The organism is Pseudoalteromonas sp. SG44-1 (assembly GCF_014164315.1).
GTDB classification, from domain to species: Bacteria; Pseudomonadota; Gammaproteobacteria; order Enterobacterales; family Alteromonadaceae; genus Pseudoalteromonas; species Pseudoalteromonas rhizosphaerae.
Window position 1 is genome coordinate 1 of the sequence record NZ_JACJEW010000071.1, and the last position, 19,846, is coordinate 19,846.

At 41.7% G+C, this 19,846-nt stretch carries 10 protein-coding genes and 1 pseudogene; 2 read left to right on the forward strand and 9 right to left on the reverse strand.

Annotated features, from left to right (window positions below; all coding sequences use genetic code 11):
• The first annotated feature begins 755 nt into the window (after positions 1–755).
• A complete protein-coding gene (locus tag H5187_RS20580; protein ID WP_149982792.1) occupies positions 756–1,733 on the forward strand; it encodes an integron integrase in 978 nt (325 codons plus the stop codon).
• Between the two features lie 20 nt (positions 1,734–1,753).
• On the opposite strand, the gene H5187_RS20585 is transcribed toward H5187_RS20580, so the two are convergent.
• From H5187_RS20585 to H5187_RS20620, 8 genes are all read right to left on the reverse strand, one after another.
• Positions 1,754–3,466: an alpha-amylase family glycosyl hydrolase gene (locus tag H5187_RS20585; RefSeq protein ID WP_182798243.1), complete on the reverse strand. Its 1,713-nt coding sequence runs from the start codon at positions 3,464–3,466 to the stop codon at positions 1,754–1,756.
• An 86-nt stretch (positions 3,467–3,552) separates the two neighbouring features.
• Positions 3,553–5,958, reverse strand: a complete 2,406-nt coding sequence (locus H5187_RS20590) for a glycoside hydrolase family 15 protein (RefSeq protein ID WP_182798244.1) — start codon at positions 5,956–5,958, stop codon at positions 3,553–3,555.
• Positions 5,959–5,972: 14 nt separating this feature from the next.
• On the reverse strand, positions 5,973–7,457 hold the full coding sequence (locus tag H5187_RS20595; protein WP_182732456.1) for an MFS transporter: 1,485 nt from the start codon (positions 7,455–7,457) through the stop codon (positions 5,973–5,975).
• Positions 7,447–9,339 carry an alpha-amylase family protein gene (locus tag H5187_RS20600; protein ID WP_182798245.1) on the reverse strand — a complete coding sequence of 631 codons (1,893 nt, stop codon included), beginning with the start codon at positions 9,337–9,339 and terminating at the stop codon, positions 7,447–7,449. Before H5187_RS20600 ends, H5187_RS20595 begins: the two co-directional genes overlap by 11 nt.
• Positions 9,340–9,462: 123 nt before the next feature.
• The gene (locus H5187_RS20605) at positions 9,463–11,268 is read right to left on the reverse strand and encodes a glycoside hydrolase family 13 protein (RefSeq protein WP_259401750.1); all 1,806 of its coding nucleotides are present in this window, start codon (positions 11,266–11,268) and stop codon (positions 9,463–9,465) included.
• A gap of 52 nt (positions 11,269–11,320) precedes the next feature.
• Positions 11,321–12,808 carry a tryptophan halogenase family protein gene (locus tag H5187_RS20610; protein ID WP_182798247.1) on the reverse strand — a complete coding sequence of 496 codons (1,488 nt, stop codon included), beginning with the start codon at positions 12,806–12,808 and terminating at the stop codon, positions 11,321–11,323.
• A 1-nt stretch (position 12,809) separates the two neighbouring features.
• Positions 12,810–14,321: a tryptophan halogenase family protein gene (locus H5187_RS20615; RefSeq protein ID WP_182793879.1), complete on the reverse strand. Its 1,512-nt coding sequence runs from the start codon at positions 14,319–14,321 to the stop codon at positions 12,810–12,812.
• 104 nt (positions 14,322–14,425) lie between these two features.
• Positions 14,426–17,176, reverse strand: coding sequence for a TonB-dependent receptor (locus H5187_RS20620; protein WP_182798248.1), 2,751 nt, complete (start codon positions 17,174–17,176; stop codon positions 14,426–14,428).
• A gap of 722 nt (positions 17,177–17,898) precedes the next feature.
• Between H5187_RS20620 and H5187_RS20625 the strand changes: the two genes are divergently transcribed.
• Entirely contained in the window at positions 17,899–19,524 is a 1,626-nt protein-coding gene (locus H5187_RS20625) for an alpha-glucosidase family protein (protein ID WP_182798249.1), read from the forward strand.
• Positions 19,525–19,666: 142 nt separating this feature from the next.
• Here H5187_RS20625 and H5187_RS20630 read toward each other — a convergent pair.
• A pseudogene (locus H5187_RS20630) lies at positions 19,667–19,846 on the reverse strand (IS630 family transposase); the annotation flags it as partial.

The window sequence follows — 19,846 nt, forward strand, 5'->3', positions numbered from 1 at the left end:
AAAGGTTTAGTGTCACTGAGAGGTATTTGGATCAATATTCATTACGGGAGATGAACCGCCCATTGCGGACCCGCATGATGGGTGGTGTGGGGGCTGGAGGTTAGAGACCTCCGGCTACCCGATTAGCTAGCAGCAAACACATATTTGCGGCCTAAATAAATGAAGTGTACTGCAACAGCTATTGGTATAAGAAGCCAAATTAATTCGACATTTATACCTAACATAAATGCAAACCCAAGGATTGAGCAAAAGCCGCAGATTATAAATAAACGTAATTTAGTAAACGACAAAAAATATCTGTTTGGCTCTAGAATATGCATTAAAACGGAGATAAACGCGAACATACCTAGAAAGCCTCCAACCTCAATAAGTAGCATAACCAGTGCACCATAATAACCGTCTAATATACCCATAATTGAGATGGGTATAGTGATTAAGCCTAGCCCTAGCAGTATGACTAAAGGACCAAACCCAATTATGGCTTCAACAATGATCAAGAATTTGTATATTGGTCTCATTTGCTAGCTAACAGCTTATTGAACACCACTTTGGGGGATTATAACACCCCAAAACGGCGTATATTACATAGCTCAATAATTCCACTAAATAACTCAATTGTAAACATGTAATTACGTGCTATATAAAATAACTCTTGTGTAATTACACCAAAACGACTTTTAATAATGTTATTGGACAAAACACCAGTAACTGTCTATATATACAGTACCCTTTTTATTGGAAATTGAATATTATTTATGAAATCTCTTTTTCTAAACATGATTCAAGAGCATATGTATAGCAAGCGTTATGCTAAGAGCACCATTGAGGCTTATCTTTTTTGGATAGCTGCCTATATTCGCTTTAATAATATGCAACATCCAAGTTGTATGGGGGATACGGAAGTCGAATTATATTTAAACCATTTAGTAAACACCCAAAATGTTGCTCAAGGCACACAAGCTCAGGCGTTGAATGCGCTTAGCTTTCTATATAAAGAAATAATTAAGGACCCTCTGTCGTTATCATTAAATTTTGTAAAAAGTGAGCGTCCGAGAAAATTACCCGTTGTGCTTACGCAAACTGAAGTAACCGCACTATTTAAACACTGTATTACAAAGCACTATTTAGCTTGTGCGCTACTTTATGGCAGCGGTATGCGGCTAATGGAAGCACTACGTTTACGGGTACAAGATATTGACTTTGATTATAGCTGTGTTCGAATTTGGGATGGAAAAGGAGGCAAAAACCGTATTGTAACACTCGCGATAGAGCTAATTCCTCAATTGCGCGCACAAGTACAATTAGTAAATAGTTATTTACAGCTTGATCTTAAAAATCCTCTATACAGTGGCGTTTACATGCCCCACTTATTACGTAAAAAATACCCCAATCATAACAAGCAGCTGGGATGGCAATATTTATTTCCATCTTATAAGCTCAGTGTTGATCCTGAAAGTAAACAGTTGAGAAGGCATCATATAGATGAAAAGCAAGTACAGCGCGCGGTTAAAAAAGCAGCTAAGGATGCCAACATTAATAAACACGTTACCCCACATACTTTACGCCATTCTTTCGCTACGCACTTACTCCAAAGTGGCGCTGATATTCGAACGGTTCAGGTACAATTAGGTCACACTGATGTGAGAACAACCCAAATTTACACGCATGTTTTGCAGCAAGGCGCCAATGGCGTAATTAGCCCATTTTCACGAATTGGGGCTAACATATGTTAGCCCCAACGGATGAATTTTATTTACAGTGTGTTATTCAGTAACAACAAACCATAAGCTGCGAGTTGCTCGTCATTGAGGTCGTGTTGCCAGCTAGGCGTTAACCCCTGACGTTTTATACCGCTGATGCTTTGCGGGTTAGCGGTTAAATTAAGTATAAACATACTTTTACTGCCGTTTAACTCGCGGGTTATTTCGACAAGGCCATTGTTGTGCTGTGTTAATTCATAACTGCCTTTAATACCCAGCTCTGGGCGCTGTTTTTTCTGCGAAATTAAGTGCTGGTACAAGCGCCATAATGAGTTTGGCTGCATTTGCTGTACTTTAACATTGCGATCACCTGCGCTAAGCTGCTCGGCTAAAAATTCAGGCCACCAGCTAGTAAAGTCTTTACCAAATAATTCACTTTGTTCAACCCAGCTCGTTTTAGCTTTGGTAAAACCGGCTTGATTGCTGTTGTCCCATTGCATAGGCGCACGTTTATACACATCGTGACCTGTGCCACCTTGTGTTAGGCCTATCTCTTCACCGTAATAAATATACGGCGTGCCAGGAGAGCTAAATAACATGGCGGCGGCAAGTTTTGCTTTATCGTCGAGCTCTGCAAGTTGATAAGCGATACGTTCTTGGTCGTGATTAGTTAAAAACGGTGCAAAAAAATCAAGCGGTGCATTTGAATCAATACGCTGTTGTAAATTTTGTTTGAGCACATTAGCATCAACTGTATTCACTTGTTGATTAGATTGCATAGTGCCAAATTGCGCTTCGCCACTGGCGTCTGGCTTTAATAAGCCAAGGATTTTATAGCCCACTTCAAAATCAAAACCTTGATCGAGTCCTTTGCCGTCGCCGTAATATTTTGCTGCAACAGGAATGTCAGCCCACGCTTCACCGACTAAGTACGCGTCTGGATCAACACTTTTTACATACTGATTAAAGTGCTGCCAGTAGGCAATGGTTTCATCGGTGTCGGCTTGCGCATTGCCGCCGCTTTCCATGGCAAAGCGTACTGCGTCTAATCTAAAGCCTGCTACGCCTTTATCGAGCCAAAACTTGGCCATTTTTTCCATTTCGGCAATAACATCAGGGTGGCGTAAATTTAAATCAGGTTGGCTTGCTCCAAACGCACCATAGTAATACTGCTGGCGTGTTTCATTCCAATGCCATACGACATCGGGTTGGTCGTTATTACTCCATGCGTGGCCCCAACCGCTACCGGCCTTGGGCATATCGCCGCGCCAAATAAAGTAATCTGCAAAAGGGGCTTGTTGTTTTGCTGAACGCTGAAACCATTCATGGTTACTTGATATATGATTTATAACTAAATCAAGTATCACTTTCATGCCTTTATCATCAGCGGCTTTTATAAAGGCTTCAAACTCGGCCATGCTGCCGTAGTCGTTTTCTACTTGGTAAAATTCAGTAAAATCATAGCCATGATACGACGGCGCTTCAAACATCGGGGTTAACCACAATGCGTTAACGCCGAGCTCTTGTAGATACGGGAGCTTTTGGGTCATACCATTAAAATCACCATGGCCATCAGCATCGCTGTCGTAAAAACTGCGGGGCCAAATTTGGTAAAATACCGCATTTTGCCACCAAGGCGTTGCGTGTTGTTTAGTATTTAATTGCGATCTGGCGATATTGTTAGTGTTGGTATTTAATGATGGTGCGCTTTGGCAGCCTGTTAGCATGATTGCTAATGCTAATGCGCTCAAGGTAAATGTTTTCATTTCAGCCCCGTTATTATTGTAATAAATAACATAGCCGTATTTTACTACGGCTATGTTAATTAACCTGAACTGCGGATAGTTTGCGGTTATTTTAGTGCTTTAGTTACCACTGGGTAATGATCCCATAGTTGCTTGTCACTTAATGAGCGCACTAGCTTCACGTATTCAGCATGCGTCCACGCCAGTGGTGTGGCCGAGTTTGTACCCTCGCCTAACGTGTATCCTGCTTTATTTACGCCTACGCCATCCCATACTTGTTCTGGTAGCATCATGCCTTCGTTAGCAAATTGCTCTAGCCCTTTTACATAGCTATTTTTAATAGCCTGCTGTTTTGTTGCATCTAAGGTATTATTAGCATTTGCGGCGGCAATTTCATAATGGCCCCGTTCACCGGTAAAAAATGGCCAAACTCGCCCACGTTGCCCTGGGCTATTTTTTCCGCCTTGCGCATAATTAGCGCCCGTTACTTCATCTTCACCGTATCCGTCGTTACCATAACGGCGGTAGCCTGCAAATGTGCCGCTGCCATCAGTAAACTCAAAGCTGTATTTAACTTGTAGATTATCTGTTAGGGTTTCGTCATCATATTCTGGGAGTGTTTTTACTATGCTCGGTGCTAGCGCATCACGTACACCATAGCGAACGAGCTCTAAAAATCCACCATCAAGTATTTGTTTTTTGTTAAACCCGTCACGGCCATTATTAGCGTTAATTTTAGTATTTGAATTGGCGTCTTTGTCTTGGCCAATACGTATAAAATACTCGCCGTCTGATGCGTTTGATTCTAAATTACCTTCGGTGGTAAACATCATGCTTTCTATATCGGCGTTGTAACTTTTTGCTGTTGCAAGGTAGCGTTTAGCATTCACCTCATCACCTGCCATTTTTGCAATATCAGCGGCGGTAATTAAACCAGCAACAACAGCGGCGGTGGTTGATGGTGAATACCCTGCTTGCTCTTCCCAACGCTCTTGTTGAGTCGCAGGTGGGGTTATTTGCATGTCGTTCCATAGGATTTTAGCGCGCCCACCGTCTACCAGAAAGTCAGCGGCCGGTTTTAACATGCGGGTATACCAATCAGTTAGCTCAGCATCACTTAACACATCTGCCTGATGAAGCTTCCACGCTAGCATAATAGGCATAGCGGTTTGGTCTAGCTGTACGCCTACCCATTCAAGTTCGCCATCTACGTGTGTTTTTTGTAAAAACCACCCTGTGTCGCCGTTGTTGCCCTGGGTTTTGCTGTTTACTTGTACTTTTTCAAGGTATTCAAATGCGGTTTTGGCTGTTGCGGTATCGCCTAGTGCCATAAATGCCATGGCAACTTGATAAAAGTCGCGCACCCATACCGCTTTGTAACCGGTAGAGCCGGTTTTAGCAGATACGGTTTCGCCCCATGGGTTAGATAAAGACGCAATAAGCGCCCCTGCATGGGTCTTGTCTTCTTGGGCTTTTAACACCATAGCACTGGTATAAAGTAATTTGCCGTTATCAGCGGTTTGCTCGCTCATGCTAGTCAGTGGTGCAAGGCTTTGCAGGTAGTCTTGCCAACCAAGGGCTTCGCCTTTACCGTTGTAATTATCAAGCACAGCTTGGTAACCTTTGGCTAGCGTAGCTTGGCCTTCTTTAAAACTTGCTTGCTGGTTGTTGCCAAAGCTTAGGCTTAAATCGAATTGACTGTTTTTACCAATTTCACCTAGCTCTGCTAATAAACTAACATTCCCCGATTGTTCACCGGTAGTTTTATAAACGCGGGTAAGCTGCTGAGTTGTTTTAAGCTGGCTTAAACCATCACTCACGCCCGTAAAACCGACACTTGTTTGTTTAAATGGCTGTGCACCTTGCAATGACAAGTAATTATCGCCCTGCCACGCTACCAGCCCTTGCTCGGTGGTTTTTGCAAAGTCATCTAAGCCGTTGTTGTTTATATAAGGGTTAACTGTTACATAAGCTTTTACACCGTCAAGCTGGGTATTAAAAATACTGCGTACAAATAAGCTTTGCCCGTCTGGATCGGTAAATATATGTTTTTCTAGGCTAAAGCGACCTTGTTTGTCTTTGCTTACTACTTTGTATGCTAATGATAACGGGCGGCCTTTATCGTCTTTGTATAAGTAGTCAATGGTAACGTCTAAATCATCAGCTTCGGTGACTGTAAAATCTTTTCCTACTACAACAAATTGCATGTCTTTAATTTGCGCTTGATGAATAAGCCCAAACATGGTTTCGGTGATCATCCCTTTAGCAATCGAAAACCATACTTTTGACACTTTAGCTGTTGGCGCGTCGTCACTGTAATGGCCATTTTGGTATTGCTCAAAAGACGTGCCTATCCCAGTTTTGCCTGCGTATGCCCAAAATGGGGCTTCGCCTGGTGCGCCTGGCGCACTCACTGATGTTTGCGCTACTGCACTGGTTTGCGTATTTTGCACGCCACAACCTACAAGGCCTGCGGCCAATATTGTCGCGGTAATTAGGTTATATTTTTTCATTTTAGCCCCTTAAATTAAGACTGTTTAACTCGCAGTACGGCAACCGCTGCAAGTACAAAAGACACAGCACCTAGCATCAATGCGTAAATAGGCTGATTTTGGAAAAAGTGACGAAGTATCAGGCCAAGTACACTGGCGGCTAATAATTGTGGGATCACAATAAAAAAGTTAAATATTCCCATATACACACCCATTTTATGACTCGGTACTGAGGTACTTAACATGGCGTAAGGCAAAGACAAAATAGACGCCCACGCAAAACCAATACCTATCATTGGCCAAATAAGTAAGCTCGGATCTTGTATAAACATAAAGCTCGCCAAACCTAACGCACCTAAAATAAGGTTAAGTGCATGCGCTAGTTTTAAACCAACACGCTTAACGATGATCGGGATACATAAAGCCGCCAATGCAGCAAAACCGTTGTAAGCCGCAAATAATATACCCACCCAGTCTGCACCATTGTTATACGCCGCTGAACTTGTGTCGCTGCTACCATAATGAAAACTGGTTACCGCTGAGGTGGTGTAAATCCACATGGCAAATAATGCAAACCAGCTAAAAAACTGTACCCAAGCAAGTTGTTTCATCGCCTCTGGCATGGTGAATACATCGTTAACGACTTGGTAAAAGCCACCGCTGGTGTGGTTTTTTGCCTGTAGTGCGGCTGCAATAAATTGAATTACGCCAAAACTCACTAAGCCAGCTGCCAATAGGTACAGCTCTTTTTCTAGGTTTAATCCCATGACTAAACCAAGTACGGCAAGCCCTAAAACAGTAAATACACTGCCGCCTTTACTAAAGTTAATTTGTGCAGATACAGCCTGTTCAGCCTCAGTTTGCTCTTGTTGATTAAATGCGGCCAATTCTTCAGGTGAATATTCTTTGGTGGTTATAATTGTCCAGCCCACTGCGACCAGCAATACAACTGCACCAAAGTAAAACGAGTACTTTACTGAATCAGGAATTTGCCCTGCAGCGGCGGTGTTGGCAATATCAAACCAGTTCGTCATCATCCAAGGCAGTGCAGAAGCAACCACGGCGCCTACGCCTATAAAAAAGCTTTGCATTGCATAGCCAGTAGCACGCTGTTTGTTTGGTAGGTTATCGCCTACAAGGGCGCGAAATGGTTCCATAGTGACGTTAATCGATGCATCCATGATCCATAACATGCCCGCTGCAATCCAAAGTGTTGGTGAGTTTGGCATAATAAATAACGATAATGTGGTTAAAATAGCGCCGTATAAAAAAAACGGACGACGGCGGCCTAATTTGCCCCAGGTTTTATCGCTCCAGTAACCAATAATTGGCTGTACAATTAACCCTGTGAGTGGTGCTGCTACCCACAAAATAGGAATATCGTCTACATTCGCCCCAAGGGTTTGAAATATTCGGCTTACATTACCGTTTTGCAGTGCAAAGCCAAATTGAATGCCTAAAAAGCCAAAGCACATGTTCCATATTTGCCAAAAACTTAAATCTGGTTTGTTATTTTTCATTATGAGCTCCAGTGGTTAATACTGCACTGCTAAGCGCATTTAAAGTTAAACTAATGTGTGCCTGCTCAGCTGTAATAGTTAGCTCGGCGTTTTGATTCGCCTCTAGCAAATCAAGCAATTGTATTTTTTCGTTGGTATTTTGCGTCAGTGTGTTAAGTGGAATATCAATACTGATCTGACTGACTTGCTCAGCAAAATTACTCACCACCCAAATTTGTTGATTACCGATACTGCGGCTAAACGCAGCAACTTTTTCGCTGCCAGTAACCATCAGTGGTTGCATGTCACCAGCTACAACTGCTGGATGTTTACTCAACGCCATAACGGCTTTGTAATATTCACGTAATTGACCTTGTGCCGGTGTTAATAAAGCACCATCAAACTTGCCGTTGTTCATCCACGCTTGATGCGCTGGCACGCCAATGTAGTCAAAAATACTGGTGCGAGTTGGTTTGCCAAAGCCGGCATCTTCAGAGCCATCTTCACCCACATCTTGAGCAAAATATAATAGTGTTGGCGCACGGCTAATAAGGTTTGATACTACTAATGCGGGTTTGCCCTTTTCACTACTACCTGCAAAGTCAGGGCTGGCGATACGTTGTTCGTCATGGTTTTCTAAAAAGTGCAGCATATGCTGCTCTATGTCAGCCACTTTTTGCTGAGCATTAAAAATAGTGTCTGCCGGTTGCGTGCCTTGCATAACAGCTTTTAAGGTGTCGTAAAAGCCGACTTTATCGTACAAGTAATCCATTTTTCCTTGCTGGATATACGGGCGATATAGTGCGGGATTGTATACTTCGGCTAGTAAAAATGCCTCTGGGTTGTGCATCTTGATTGATGAGTTTAGAAAGCTCCAAAACTCTACTGGTACCATTTCGGCCATATCATAGCGAAAGCCATCTACGCCTTTATCGAGCCAATATAGCGCGATATCACGAAACTTATACCAGCTGTTTGGCAACTCTTTATCCTGCCAAAACTCAAAGTGCGCGCGTAAATCTTTAGTAGCATACTCATCGGGCAGAGTTGGAAAGTCATAACTACCGTCAGGTTTTACGCCATAATTTACTTTAACTGTTTCGTACCAGTCGTTTATATCAGGCTTAGCAGCACGGGCACCATTACCAGTCCATTTTGCAGGCGTTTCAGCAAATAAGTTATCAGCAAGTGGGTGGGCATTACCGCCTAGCACTTGGTAGTTTTCACTGGTTGGTACTTGAAATGACTGCCCAGTAACGTAATAAAAGTTATTATCGCGGGCATACTCTACGCTGGTGTCATCTTGCTCACCAAAATCTTTAACTCCAGCGGGTTTAGCGGTTGATTGATAATGACGCGCCACATGATTTGGCACAATATCAATGACCACTTTCATACCGTGTCGATGGGTGCGCTCAATTAATGCAGCAAACTCTTCGAGGCGGCGCTCTGGATTAATGGCTAAATCTGGGTTTACATCGTAATAATCTTTAATTGCATACGGCGAGCCGGCACGGCCTTTCACTACATCCGGGTCATCTTGGCTAATTCCATATTGGCTGTAATCGCCGACCAAAGCATGGTGTAACACGCCGGTATACCAAATATGGGTGGTACCAAGTTCTTTAATGCCACTTAAAGCAGTATCATTAAAGTCACTAAATGTGCCTACGCCATTTTGCTCTTTGGTTCCCCACGGAATATTGGCTGTTTGCGTATTACCAAATAAGCGCGTGAATACCTGATACACAACCGGCTTTGAATGCTCGTTAACTTGTTCAGCTACCTTTTTGTCAGTACTGGGGGTTGTGGGCTCATCTGAGCAGCTCGACAATAACAAGCTACTAGCTAATACCCATGAGCCATATTTGAATGTACTAATTGTGGTTTTATTTGTTGTCATAATGTTCTTACTTAGATCTGACGTTTTAATGGGTTGTCATTTAAACGTCATTTTTATTATAAATTTAATACTAAAGTGAACTGCCACTGACTGACAGCGGCTGCATACGTATTCACACAGGCTTTATTCAATTATTAATACCGTTGCACTCATAGGCGCTAAGGTCACTGTATCTGTTATATTTATTTGCTGTTCAGTAAAAAGACTCACAGCCTTTTTGTATTGCCCAATAACCTCTTGCAGATACGCTAATGACCAGTTTTTTGCTGCGGTATTTTTATTTAAAAACACCAACAAAGTTTGCTGTTCACTTATCCGCGCGTAACTGTATATACCTGATTTAGGACTAAAATGAACCAGTTTACCTTGCGCTATTGCTGGGCTTTGCTTTCTAAAATTAAGTAAGGTGGTGATGGTTTGCTGCATATCACGCTGCTCATCTGATAACCCTTGTCCTGTAAAAGCATTACTTGGCTGACCTTTAAAACCACCGGGGAAATCAATACGGATATCACCGTGATCATTACTGCCCGTATTATCAAGCAATACTTCGGTGCCATAATACATTTGTGCAATACCACGAGTGGTAAGCAACATAGTCATCGCCATTTTCGTTTTAGCAAGATCTTGCTTAAGCTGAGTGTAAACTCGGCTCATATCGTGGTTATCGGCAAACACGAGCAAGTTGTCTGGATTTGGGTATAAAAAGTCATTGGCGATTGATTGATACACTTTTACCCAGCCAGTGTTCCAACTCTCCTCTTCATTAAGTGCTTGAATAAGTGACTCTTGTAATGAAAAATCCATCACGCTTGGTAAGCTTGAGGTATAGCCGTCGTTATTTACCTTTCCTGCTTGCCAATATGAAGCAATCGCAGGATTGGTGGTCCACTCTTCGCCAACAATATTAAAAGCGGGATACTCAGTCATTATGGCTTTAGTCCAGTCAGCTAAAAAGGCTTTGTCTGAATATGAATAGGTATCAACGCGAATACCGCTTAAGTCGGCGTATTCAATCCACCAAATAGCATTTTGGATAAGGTAGTTTGCTAATAACGGTTGCCGCTGGTTTAGATCCGGCATTGTGGCTACAAACCAGCCATCGCTAAACTGGCGTTTATCAAACTCACTTGCATGTGGGTCTTGAATGGTTTGACGAGCATGGCTGGTAGCATGTTTACCGTTTGCAAACTCGCCATTAAAATTGATCCAATCTGATGTGGGTTTATCTGTCATCCATTCATGCTCAGAGCCAAAGTGATTAAGCACTAGGTCCATCACTATACCAATACCGTGTTGTTTCGCTTTGGCTGATAACTCGCGATATAACTCATTTGAGCCCATGCGTGGGTCGATAGTGTAAAAATCGGTAATTGCATAACCGTGATAAGAGTAGCTGGGCATATCATTTTCAAGCGGTGGTGTTAACCAAAGCTGGGTTACGCCCAGTTTTTGCAAATACGGCAGTGCGTTAATTACACCTTGAATGTCGCCACCGTGACGCCCACCTCGCTCAATTGGATTTGCACCCTCAAGCACTCCTTTTACTGTGTCGTTGCTGCTATCGCCATTAGCAAAGCGATCCGGATTAATTAAGTAAATGGTATCACTGCTATCAAAACCGTTACGTTTACTGCTATTAGCTTTACGTGCATGCAATTGATACTCAAAACGCTCCCCTGATTTGCTGCTAAACACTAAAACACCTGGCTTTGCGCTTGGATTGATTTCAATATTTAAAAAAACGTAATTTGGGTTATCGGTTTTAGTTACACTTTTTAAACTCACCCCTGAGTAAGATGCTAATTGCCATTGTTGCTTAGCAATACCTTGATCATGCAGCATAATTTGCAAGGTATTATTTTGCATACCAACCCACCAGTTTTGTGGCTCAACGCGCATTTTTGCGTGCAGCTGAAAACTCAGCATTACTGTTACTAACAGTAATGCGCTTTTTGATAGTCTCATATTAATATCCTGATTATTTTTGCTGCGGGATGATGGGCGTAAGCGCTCTAAAATGGCTTGCACACTGATGGTTAAAATTATAAAGCTCTTTAATTTGCTGTTGTTGCGTATAACTTGGCTTAGCAACGCTAGGAGGGAAGACGCCATAACCGCTCAATAAGGTATGCCACGACAGACTTGAATAGTAGTTTTCAATCCCTTGATGGGCAATTTCGCCGGTTAAATCATTACGCGATAGCCAGCACTGAAGAATATTTTTTAACGAGGCTGATAGCATTTCATTTTGACCATTTGCTTGCCAATACTCTGTATCTCGCCGATTGGATGCGCGATAGTGACATACAATATAATCGCGAATACCTTCTATACGGTTATTAATTTGCATATTGAACGGATCACGTTTTACTTCACTCGGTCGGTTATGCTCAAAACATGCGATAAACGATTCGATTGTTTGCTGCACTAAATGTAAAGCAGTTGCTTCAAGAGGTTCAATAAAGCCTTGCGATAAACCTACAGCTAAACAGTTTTTATACCAATGTTGCTTAACTCGTCCTACTTTCATTGTTAGCTTACGTGCAGATACATCGCAATTGAGTAAGCCGAGTTTGGTTCTAAGTTCTGTTTCTGCTTCATCAGCACTGCAAAAGTCTTGGCTGTAAACATAACCATTGCCAATACGATTGGTAAGCGGAATAGCCCATTGCCATCCATATTTTAGTGCGGTTGAAGTAGTTTGTGGGGCTTGTAATTGATTACTCATTGTCGGCAGTACAATAGCACTGTCGTTAAATAGATTTTCTTTAAAACTAAGCCAAGGTACGGCTAATGCTTGCTGAATAAGCAATCCTTTAAAACCACTACAATCGATAAAAAAATCAGCTGCAATACACTGCTGTCCATCACTGTTTTCATCGAGAACAAGCTGCTTGATATTGCCTGCGGAATCAAGCTCAACCTGCGCGATGGTGCTTTTTAGGTGCTTAACGCCTTTGCTTGTTGCTCTATTAGCTAAAAATAGCCCAAGCAGTCCCGAGTCAAAATGATAACCATAACTTTGCTGAAATGGAAAGTCCGCTTGAGTATGTGGCCCACGCTGTTGCTTAGCTAAGTAGGCTGCTAAAAAATAGCTGTCGGGATGTGCATCAATCGCTATACCTTGACGTTTTAACAAACAACTTTTTATAAATTGCTGCTGTGTATGTAAATCCGTCTGCCCATAAAATGAGTGAAAATACTGCTCATGACCTGGATGGGTAGACCAATCTTTAAATTCAATCCCCAGTTTGTAGGTTGCATTGCATTGAGGCATCCACTCACTTTCGCTAATATTTAATGTATCGAAGAATTGTTTTAACTGCGCAGTCGACCCTTCACCAACACCAATAGGCGCAATTGTTGGTGATTCAATTAAAGTGACATGGGTATTAGTGAGAGAATGATTTAATAAATTAGCAGCCATCCACCCTGCTGTACCACCACCAACAATAATAATATTCATACTAGATCTGGCCTTTTGCTAACTCTGAACAACGACAAAATCGCTGTAAATATTGCTCATGTGTTGGTAAGTGAGTAACGTATTGCTGTTGGATAGTCGCTATATTGGATAAGAACTCATCAAGCTCAGAATCTGAAATTGCACGTGCGAGCGGGTGATAACTTTGTGGTCGGATCCCTTGTCCAATTAAAACTTGTAGCCAAGCAACCTCTGAAAAAAGTTCATCTGCTTGTATTGAAAGCGTGCCTGTTCGTTTAAATAGTGCAATACGTTGCTGTAATGAGTCAGGTAATGTCATAGCGCCACACCGTTGCCAAAATGGAGACTGCTTTTGATTAACAGCGTAATGCAAAATAATAAAATCACGAATTTTTTCAAATTCATTTTTGGCTTGTAAATTATAAGCATGCGCCGATAACTCACAATCAGGGTGCGCCGGAAATAACTTAATAAACCGAGCTATACTGGTTTGTATTAAATGTAAGCTGGTAGATTCCAAAGGTTCTAAAAAGCCACTAGATAAACCAATACTTAAACAGTTTTTAAACCACTGCTGTTCGCGTCTTCCTGGCGTGAACTTAATATGTTTTGGGGCCGTTATGGTCTCAGTTTCTAAACTATTTAATAACTGTTGTTCAGCTTGTTCAGCACTCATAAATTGGCTGCTATATACCAGCCCATTCCCCACTCTATTTTGCAGCGGAATTTGCCATTGCCACCCGGCATCTTTTGCAATCGAACGAGTAAATGGCGGCGTATTTTTCAGCGGTTTAGTTTGCACTGCAATTGCACGATCACAGAAAAGCCAATGCTGATAACTTTGGTATTTAACCCCCAACGCCTGTTCAATCAAGCGTGCACTGGAGCCGCTGCAATCAATAAAAAAATCACCTTTTATGGTTTGTTCATCACTGAGTTCAAGTGTTTTAATCAAGCCATTATCGTCTAATTTTACAGACTCCATCGTACCACTGAGATATTCTACACCTTGCGCAATTGCAAACTCTTGTAATAACTTTGCGTATTTGCCCGCATCAAAGTGATAAGCATAAGTAAGCCCAGCTAAAGGCGTTTTACCAATCTGTGGATTTGGGTTGAATTTATTATGGTTTGCCGCAATCGCATTAACACTGAAGTCCCATAAGGTTTGCGTTGTTTTGCTTTGGTTGCTTTTGAGCCAAAAGTGATGAAATGGGGTGATCCCAAGCCCTCTGCCAATATCACCAAATGCATGCTGGTAACTATCGCCTTGTTGGCCCCAATTTTCAAATTGAATACCAAGTTTATAAGTGCCTTGAGTGCGCTTTAAAAAAACGTGTTCATCAAGCCCCAAGACATTGTTGAAAGTCTGTATCGCAGGGATAGTTGCCTCCCCTACACCAACAGTTGGAATATCGGGTGATTCTATTAAAGTGATTGATAGCTGCTTAGAAAACACTTTTGCTAACATCGCAGCGGTCATCCAACCTGCACTGCCGCCGCCTAAGATAACAATTTTTTCTATCGCTTTCATTTATCACTCCTCACAAATAAAAAAGGGATCTCTATTGAGATCCCTAGTATCTTGTCTCAATCGCGTTTAATACAACTGAATCATACTGACTTGGGTATATTTAATTAAAATTTATAAGCAAAGCCTAATAAATAATTAGCCCCATAGCTTTGATAATCACGTACCGTTGCTTTATTGCCGTCATGATAAGTTACAAACGGCTCATCAGTTAAGTTTTGTGCTTGTAGCGATACAGTAAGACCTTGTAATGCTTCAATGCTAGACTCAGAGAAATCGTAACCAATTTGGGCATCCCAGATAGTCTCTTCTGCAACAACGACCGTTGTTCTTGCTAATGATAGACCATTTACTTCACCTAAGAAGTCAGAGCGGTAACGCATACTCACACGTGCTTGAAAACCGTAGTTTTCATAATAAAGTGTCCAGTTATAAACTTTATCTGATAGACCTGGAATTTCTTCTTTCTCACCATTGAGGTTATCAAGCGAAGAATCTAAAAAGGTAGCGCTAATAACTGTACCAAAGCCTTCAAGGCTATCGCTGAGTATATTACCTGGTAATGTCGCTGTTAACTCAAGGCCTGATACTTTTGCATCGCCTACGTTATCCCATGCGCTCACTAGACCTTGGTTAGTGATCGGCACTTCACCATTAGGTGTATCAACATCAGCAAAATCACCCACTATTTGCGTGTTGAACTGCCAATCTTCTATGTCTTTATGAAATAAAGCAGCTGCAAAATAACCTTCCGCACTAAAGTAATACTCATACGATAAGTCGATTTGATTAGCAATAACAGGACGCAAACTTGGGTTACCGCCACTTGCACTCCACGGTGAATTTTCTAGATTAGTCGGTGGTGTTGTAACGTTGTTTTTTGCCGCATCAAAGCTGTAGCTGTTACTTGCATTCATACGATCCATACGTGAACGCGACATTGTACGAGCTAAACCAAAGCGTAGCATTTGATCTTCAGTCAACGATAAGTTCAAGTTCAAGCTTGGTAAAAATTCAGTATACTTGTCGCCTGCTCTATTCGATTGTACACGGACAAGGCCTGTATCCGGATCTGAATCAACCGCATAACCGTCAGAGCTTTGATCTGTATTTACAATTTGCAAGCCCACGTTGCCGCGTGCAGGTAAACCAAACAATTCAGTATCTAAATCAGCTTTAACATAGGCAGTTAAAATATCCTCTTGTACAGTCCAAATATTTGCCCAACGGCCTGTATCAGTATCAGCTTGATTAAATGAATCGTACGCGCCGCTGTTGTATAGGGCTAACGAATCATACGCAATCATGTCACCCATACCAATAAAATCAAGTGATACTGAGCCTAAGTAGTATTCATCTGGGATACGCACCATTTCAGGATACTGCTTGAGGCGCAGGTACTCACCGGTATCTTGTTTATCTTTTTCACGGCTGCTGTAGTTAACACCAAATTCAACTTGGCTTATCGGGCTGTTTTCAATGTAAGTTTTTGCACTTAGCTTTAATGATGCTAATTCATCTTCAACATGTGGTCTATTTAAAAAGCCATCTTGACCATCGCCACCAACAACACTATTTCCCCAAGTACGTGCTGCGCCCAGTTGAAATAAATCACGGTCTGAATAATCAAGTGTAGGGGTAAAAATGGCACCAGCCATACCACTGTCAAGGCTGTATTGTAGGTTATCACCAAGGCCTTCGTTGTCACCACGTCCTGTCGCTGCATAGCTTTCAAGACCCCAGACATCACGTTCAACCTTTGAATAACTCACATCAGCAGCCACTTGCCAACTGTCGTTTATATCGTATTCAACGTTAAAACCAAGCGCGAGTAAATCAGCAGTCCTGAAGTTTACGTCATTACGAACTAAGGTTTTAATATTATTAACTTGGCCTTGAGTAACAACGCCACCATTGGTAGCTAACGTTACATAATTTGTATCTGCACGACCTGAATTTAGTGGCAGCTCTATGCCTCGTAATATTTGCTTATCTTCAAAATCAACATACATCGCATCGGCGGTAATATGCAGTTTATCTGATGGTGCAAACTCAAGCACACCTAAAAAGCTATCTCTTGTTAGCTCTGATGAACGTGCATAAGGCTTAGCGCCCGTCAAACGTAAATCGCCATCAGCACCACTTGGATCATAACCCCATGCATTCCAGCGTTGTTCTTGATTTGGTGATTCCATGTGGGCATAAGCAAATGCAACACCAATGGTATCGTCAGCAAATTGATCTACATAACCAAACGAACCACGATAACCTTTATTATCCATTTCTGGATTAACTGCATCCATTTCGTTTTGTTCAAAACGCACATTTGCAGTAATTGATTGTTCACCGGCTGATAGAGGACGCGTAGAGCGTAAATCAACGGTACCGCCAATCCCTTGAGTCGTTAAAGATGCGTCTGGCGTTTTGTATACAACAACTTCACTGATCACTTCTGACGGGTATAAGTCGTATTCAACACCACGGTTATCACCAATCGATACTTGCTCACGACCATTAAATGTTGTGGTACTAAAGTCTTCGCCCATACCACGAATAGTAATTGAACTTGCACGGCCATCTAATCGTTGCGCGGCAAGACCAGGTAGACGAGCAATTGATTCTGCAATAGATGAATCTGGTAACTTACCAATATCTTCTGCTGAGATTGCCTCTACTACTGAACTGCTGAAACGTTTAGTGTCAATAGCTTGGATTAAACTACGACGAAAACCTTTCACTTCAATGACTTCTAAATCTTCATTCGCAGTTGTTTGTTGCTCAGCTGCAAAACCTGACATGCTTGTTAAGCCTGCGGTTGCAAGTGCAATTGTTAATATACTTGGTTTGAACATAGACATGATGTGTTTCCCGTTACCCAATTTTATATTACTAACTTTTAGCGAGTTGCTTGTGATAGAAGCAAACCATTTGTTAGCTATTTTGTTGTCAGGATGAATATTAACGCCCGCCTTATTTTTTTAACAACTTTATGCATACGTATTCAGGCTAGTACAAAACCAACAAGGTTAACAAAAAATTCACATGGATAATGGCAACACCTTGTTTTTATAGGTATAAAGAGCGGGCAATTGATCTTTCTATTTTATAAAAGAAATATGCACTGCATCGAGCTCCTTCAGCGCGGCTGATTTACAGTTTAATACCTTAATTATTAGTGCATTCACACTTTGCATTCGAGTCCCGATCGCCCACTCACAAAATGCCAATTGGTAAGACCATTAATGGCACTGCACCATAACGCTACAGAACCCATAGAATATGCACCAAGTTGGATTTGCTACTTTGTTAATGATACGAAAACGACAATTGGTAAACATCTATTTACCGCTCACATACCTTTGTTAATAGGTTTTTCAGAAGCTGTTTTCCTTATCAAAGCGATCTATTTAGCATGCATACGTATGCATCCTTTTTACAGTATCAAGCCCTTCACGTATGCTTTTTAAAAAATAACGTAGTTCGTTTCAATCGAACTGCTAACAAGATTACGAACACACCATTTCTAAACAGTAATAATTGCTAGGGTAAAATGGGGAGTGTTGTCACGATGGAGAAAAAAATGGCTCAACAGCAGTGGTATAAGGGTGCCGTGATTTATCAGGTTTACCCGCGCAGTTTTCAAGATACCAACGGTGACGGCATTGGTGATTTAAAAGGGATCATCAGCCGGATAGACTATATTAAAAGTCTGGGTGTTGATGCTATTTGGATCTCACCATTTTTTAAATCACCAATGAAAGACTTTGGCTATGATATCAGCGATTATCGTGACGTAGACCCTCTTTTTGGCGATCTTAATGACTTTGACGAGCTCATTGCACAAGCTCATCAACGCGATATTAAAATTATTATTGATCAAGTATTGAGCCACACATCAGACCAACATCAATGGTTTTTAGATAGCCGAGAAGACAAAACTAACGCCAGATCTGATTGGTATGTATGGGCTGATGCAAAACCAGATGGCACCCAGCCAAACAACTGGCTTTCAATTTTTGGTGGCCCTGCTTGGCAATGGGAGCCGCGTCGTGGCCAGTATTATTTACACAACTTTTTTACTGAACAACCGGATCTTAATTTTCATAATCCAGATGTACGTCAAGCAGTATTAGATAATGTTGAGTTTTGGCTTAAAAAAGGGGTAGATGGTTTTCGCCTAGATGCAATTAACTTTTGTTATCACGATGCACAGCTACGTGATAACCCAGCTAAACCGCCAGAAAAACGCCAAGGCCGTGGTTTTAGCGAAGATAATCCGTATGCTTTTCAGTATCACCATTATAATAATACCCAACCTGAAAATATTAGCTTTATGCAAGATATTCGTACCCTGTTAGACAAATATCCTGGTACCGTGTCTTTGGGTGAAATATCATCCGAGGATTCACTTGCTACTATGGCTGAATACACCGCCGGTGGCGATAAACTGCATATGGGTTACAGTTTTGAGCTACTAACCAATGATTATAGCAGTGAGTATATTCGTACAACGGTTAAGACATTGGAAGAACGAATGACAGAAGGCTGGCCTTGCTGGGCCTTTAGTAACCATGATGTAGAACGTGTTGCTAGTCGTTGGAGTAACAATGGTGAAGTAAACCCTGCGCAGTGTAAAATGCTTACCGCCCTACTCGCTTCATTGCGCGGTAGTGTATGTATGTACCAAGGTGAAGAGCTAGGTCTTGGTGAAGCAAGTGTGGCGTTTGAAGACTTACAAGACCCATATGGGATAACTTTTTGGCCAAACTTTAAAGGCCGAGATGGCTGTCGTACGCCTATGCCATGGCATAATGATGACGGTGAACAGGCCGGATTTTCTGCAACGAAACCTTGGTTACCTGTTGACGAAAACCACAAACACCAGACTGTAAGCAAACAAGATAGCGATAGTGATTCGATTCTAAATGCGTTCCGCCATTTTATGACATGGCGTAAGCAACAAGCTATCTTACTCGAAGGCGATATTGAATTTATTAATACCCCTGAGCCATTGTTAGCTTTTTACCGTCGTTTTGCAGGCCAGACTATGTTGTGCGTATTTAACCTAGCGCAAGAGCCTGCAAGCCTCAACATTGAACACACTGACATTGTGCCACATACAGAACTGAATCATCACAATGGCAGCTTAGATAAACAAACCCTTACCCTACCCGGTTTTGGTTGTTTTTACGCAGCAGTTAGTTAATATTTTTTAGTAATATAAAAGGGATTTGCAAGATTGTAATTTCCTTTTCGAAAAAGAGTAATCGGTCATAATCTATATTGTGGCCGATTTTTTGATTCTTTATCAACTATAGTTCTTTAAATAATACCAATCTGCATAAAGATTAAGTCAATTTTATCCAGTCTCTAGAGCATTTGCTTTTAACCGTATCTGGGACTGAAATGAATTTATTCCACGCTTGCGAAACCTGTTCGACTATTTCTTCATAACCACTAAACACACGATTAGATAAACAGTGTTGCCGTATCCAACTCCATACTTGCTCTATTGGATTTAACTCCGG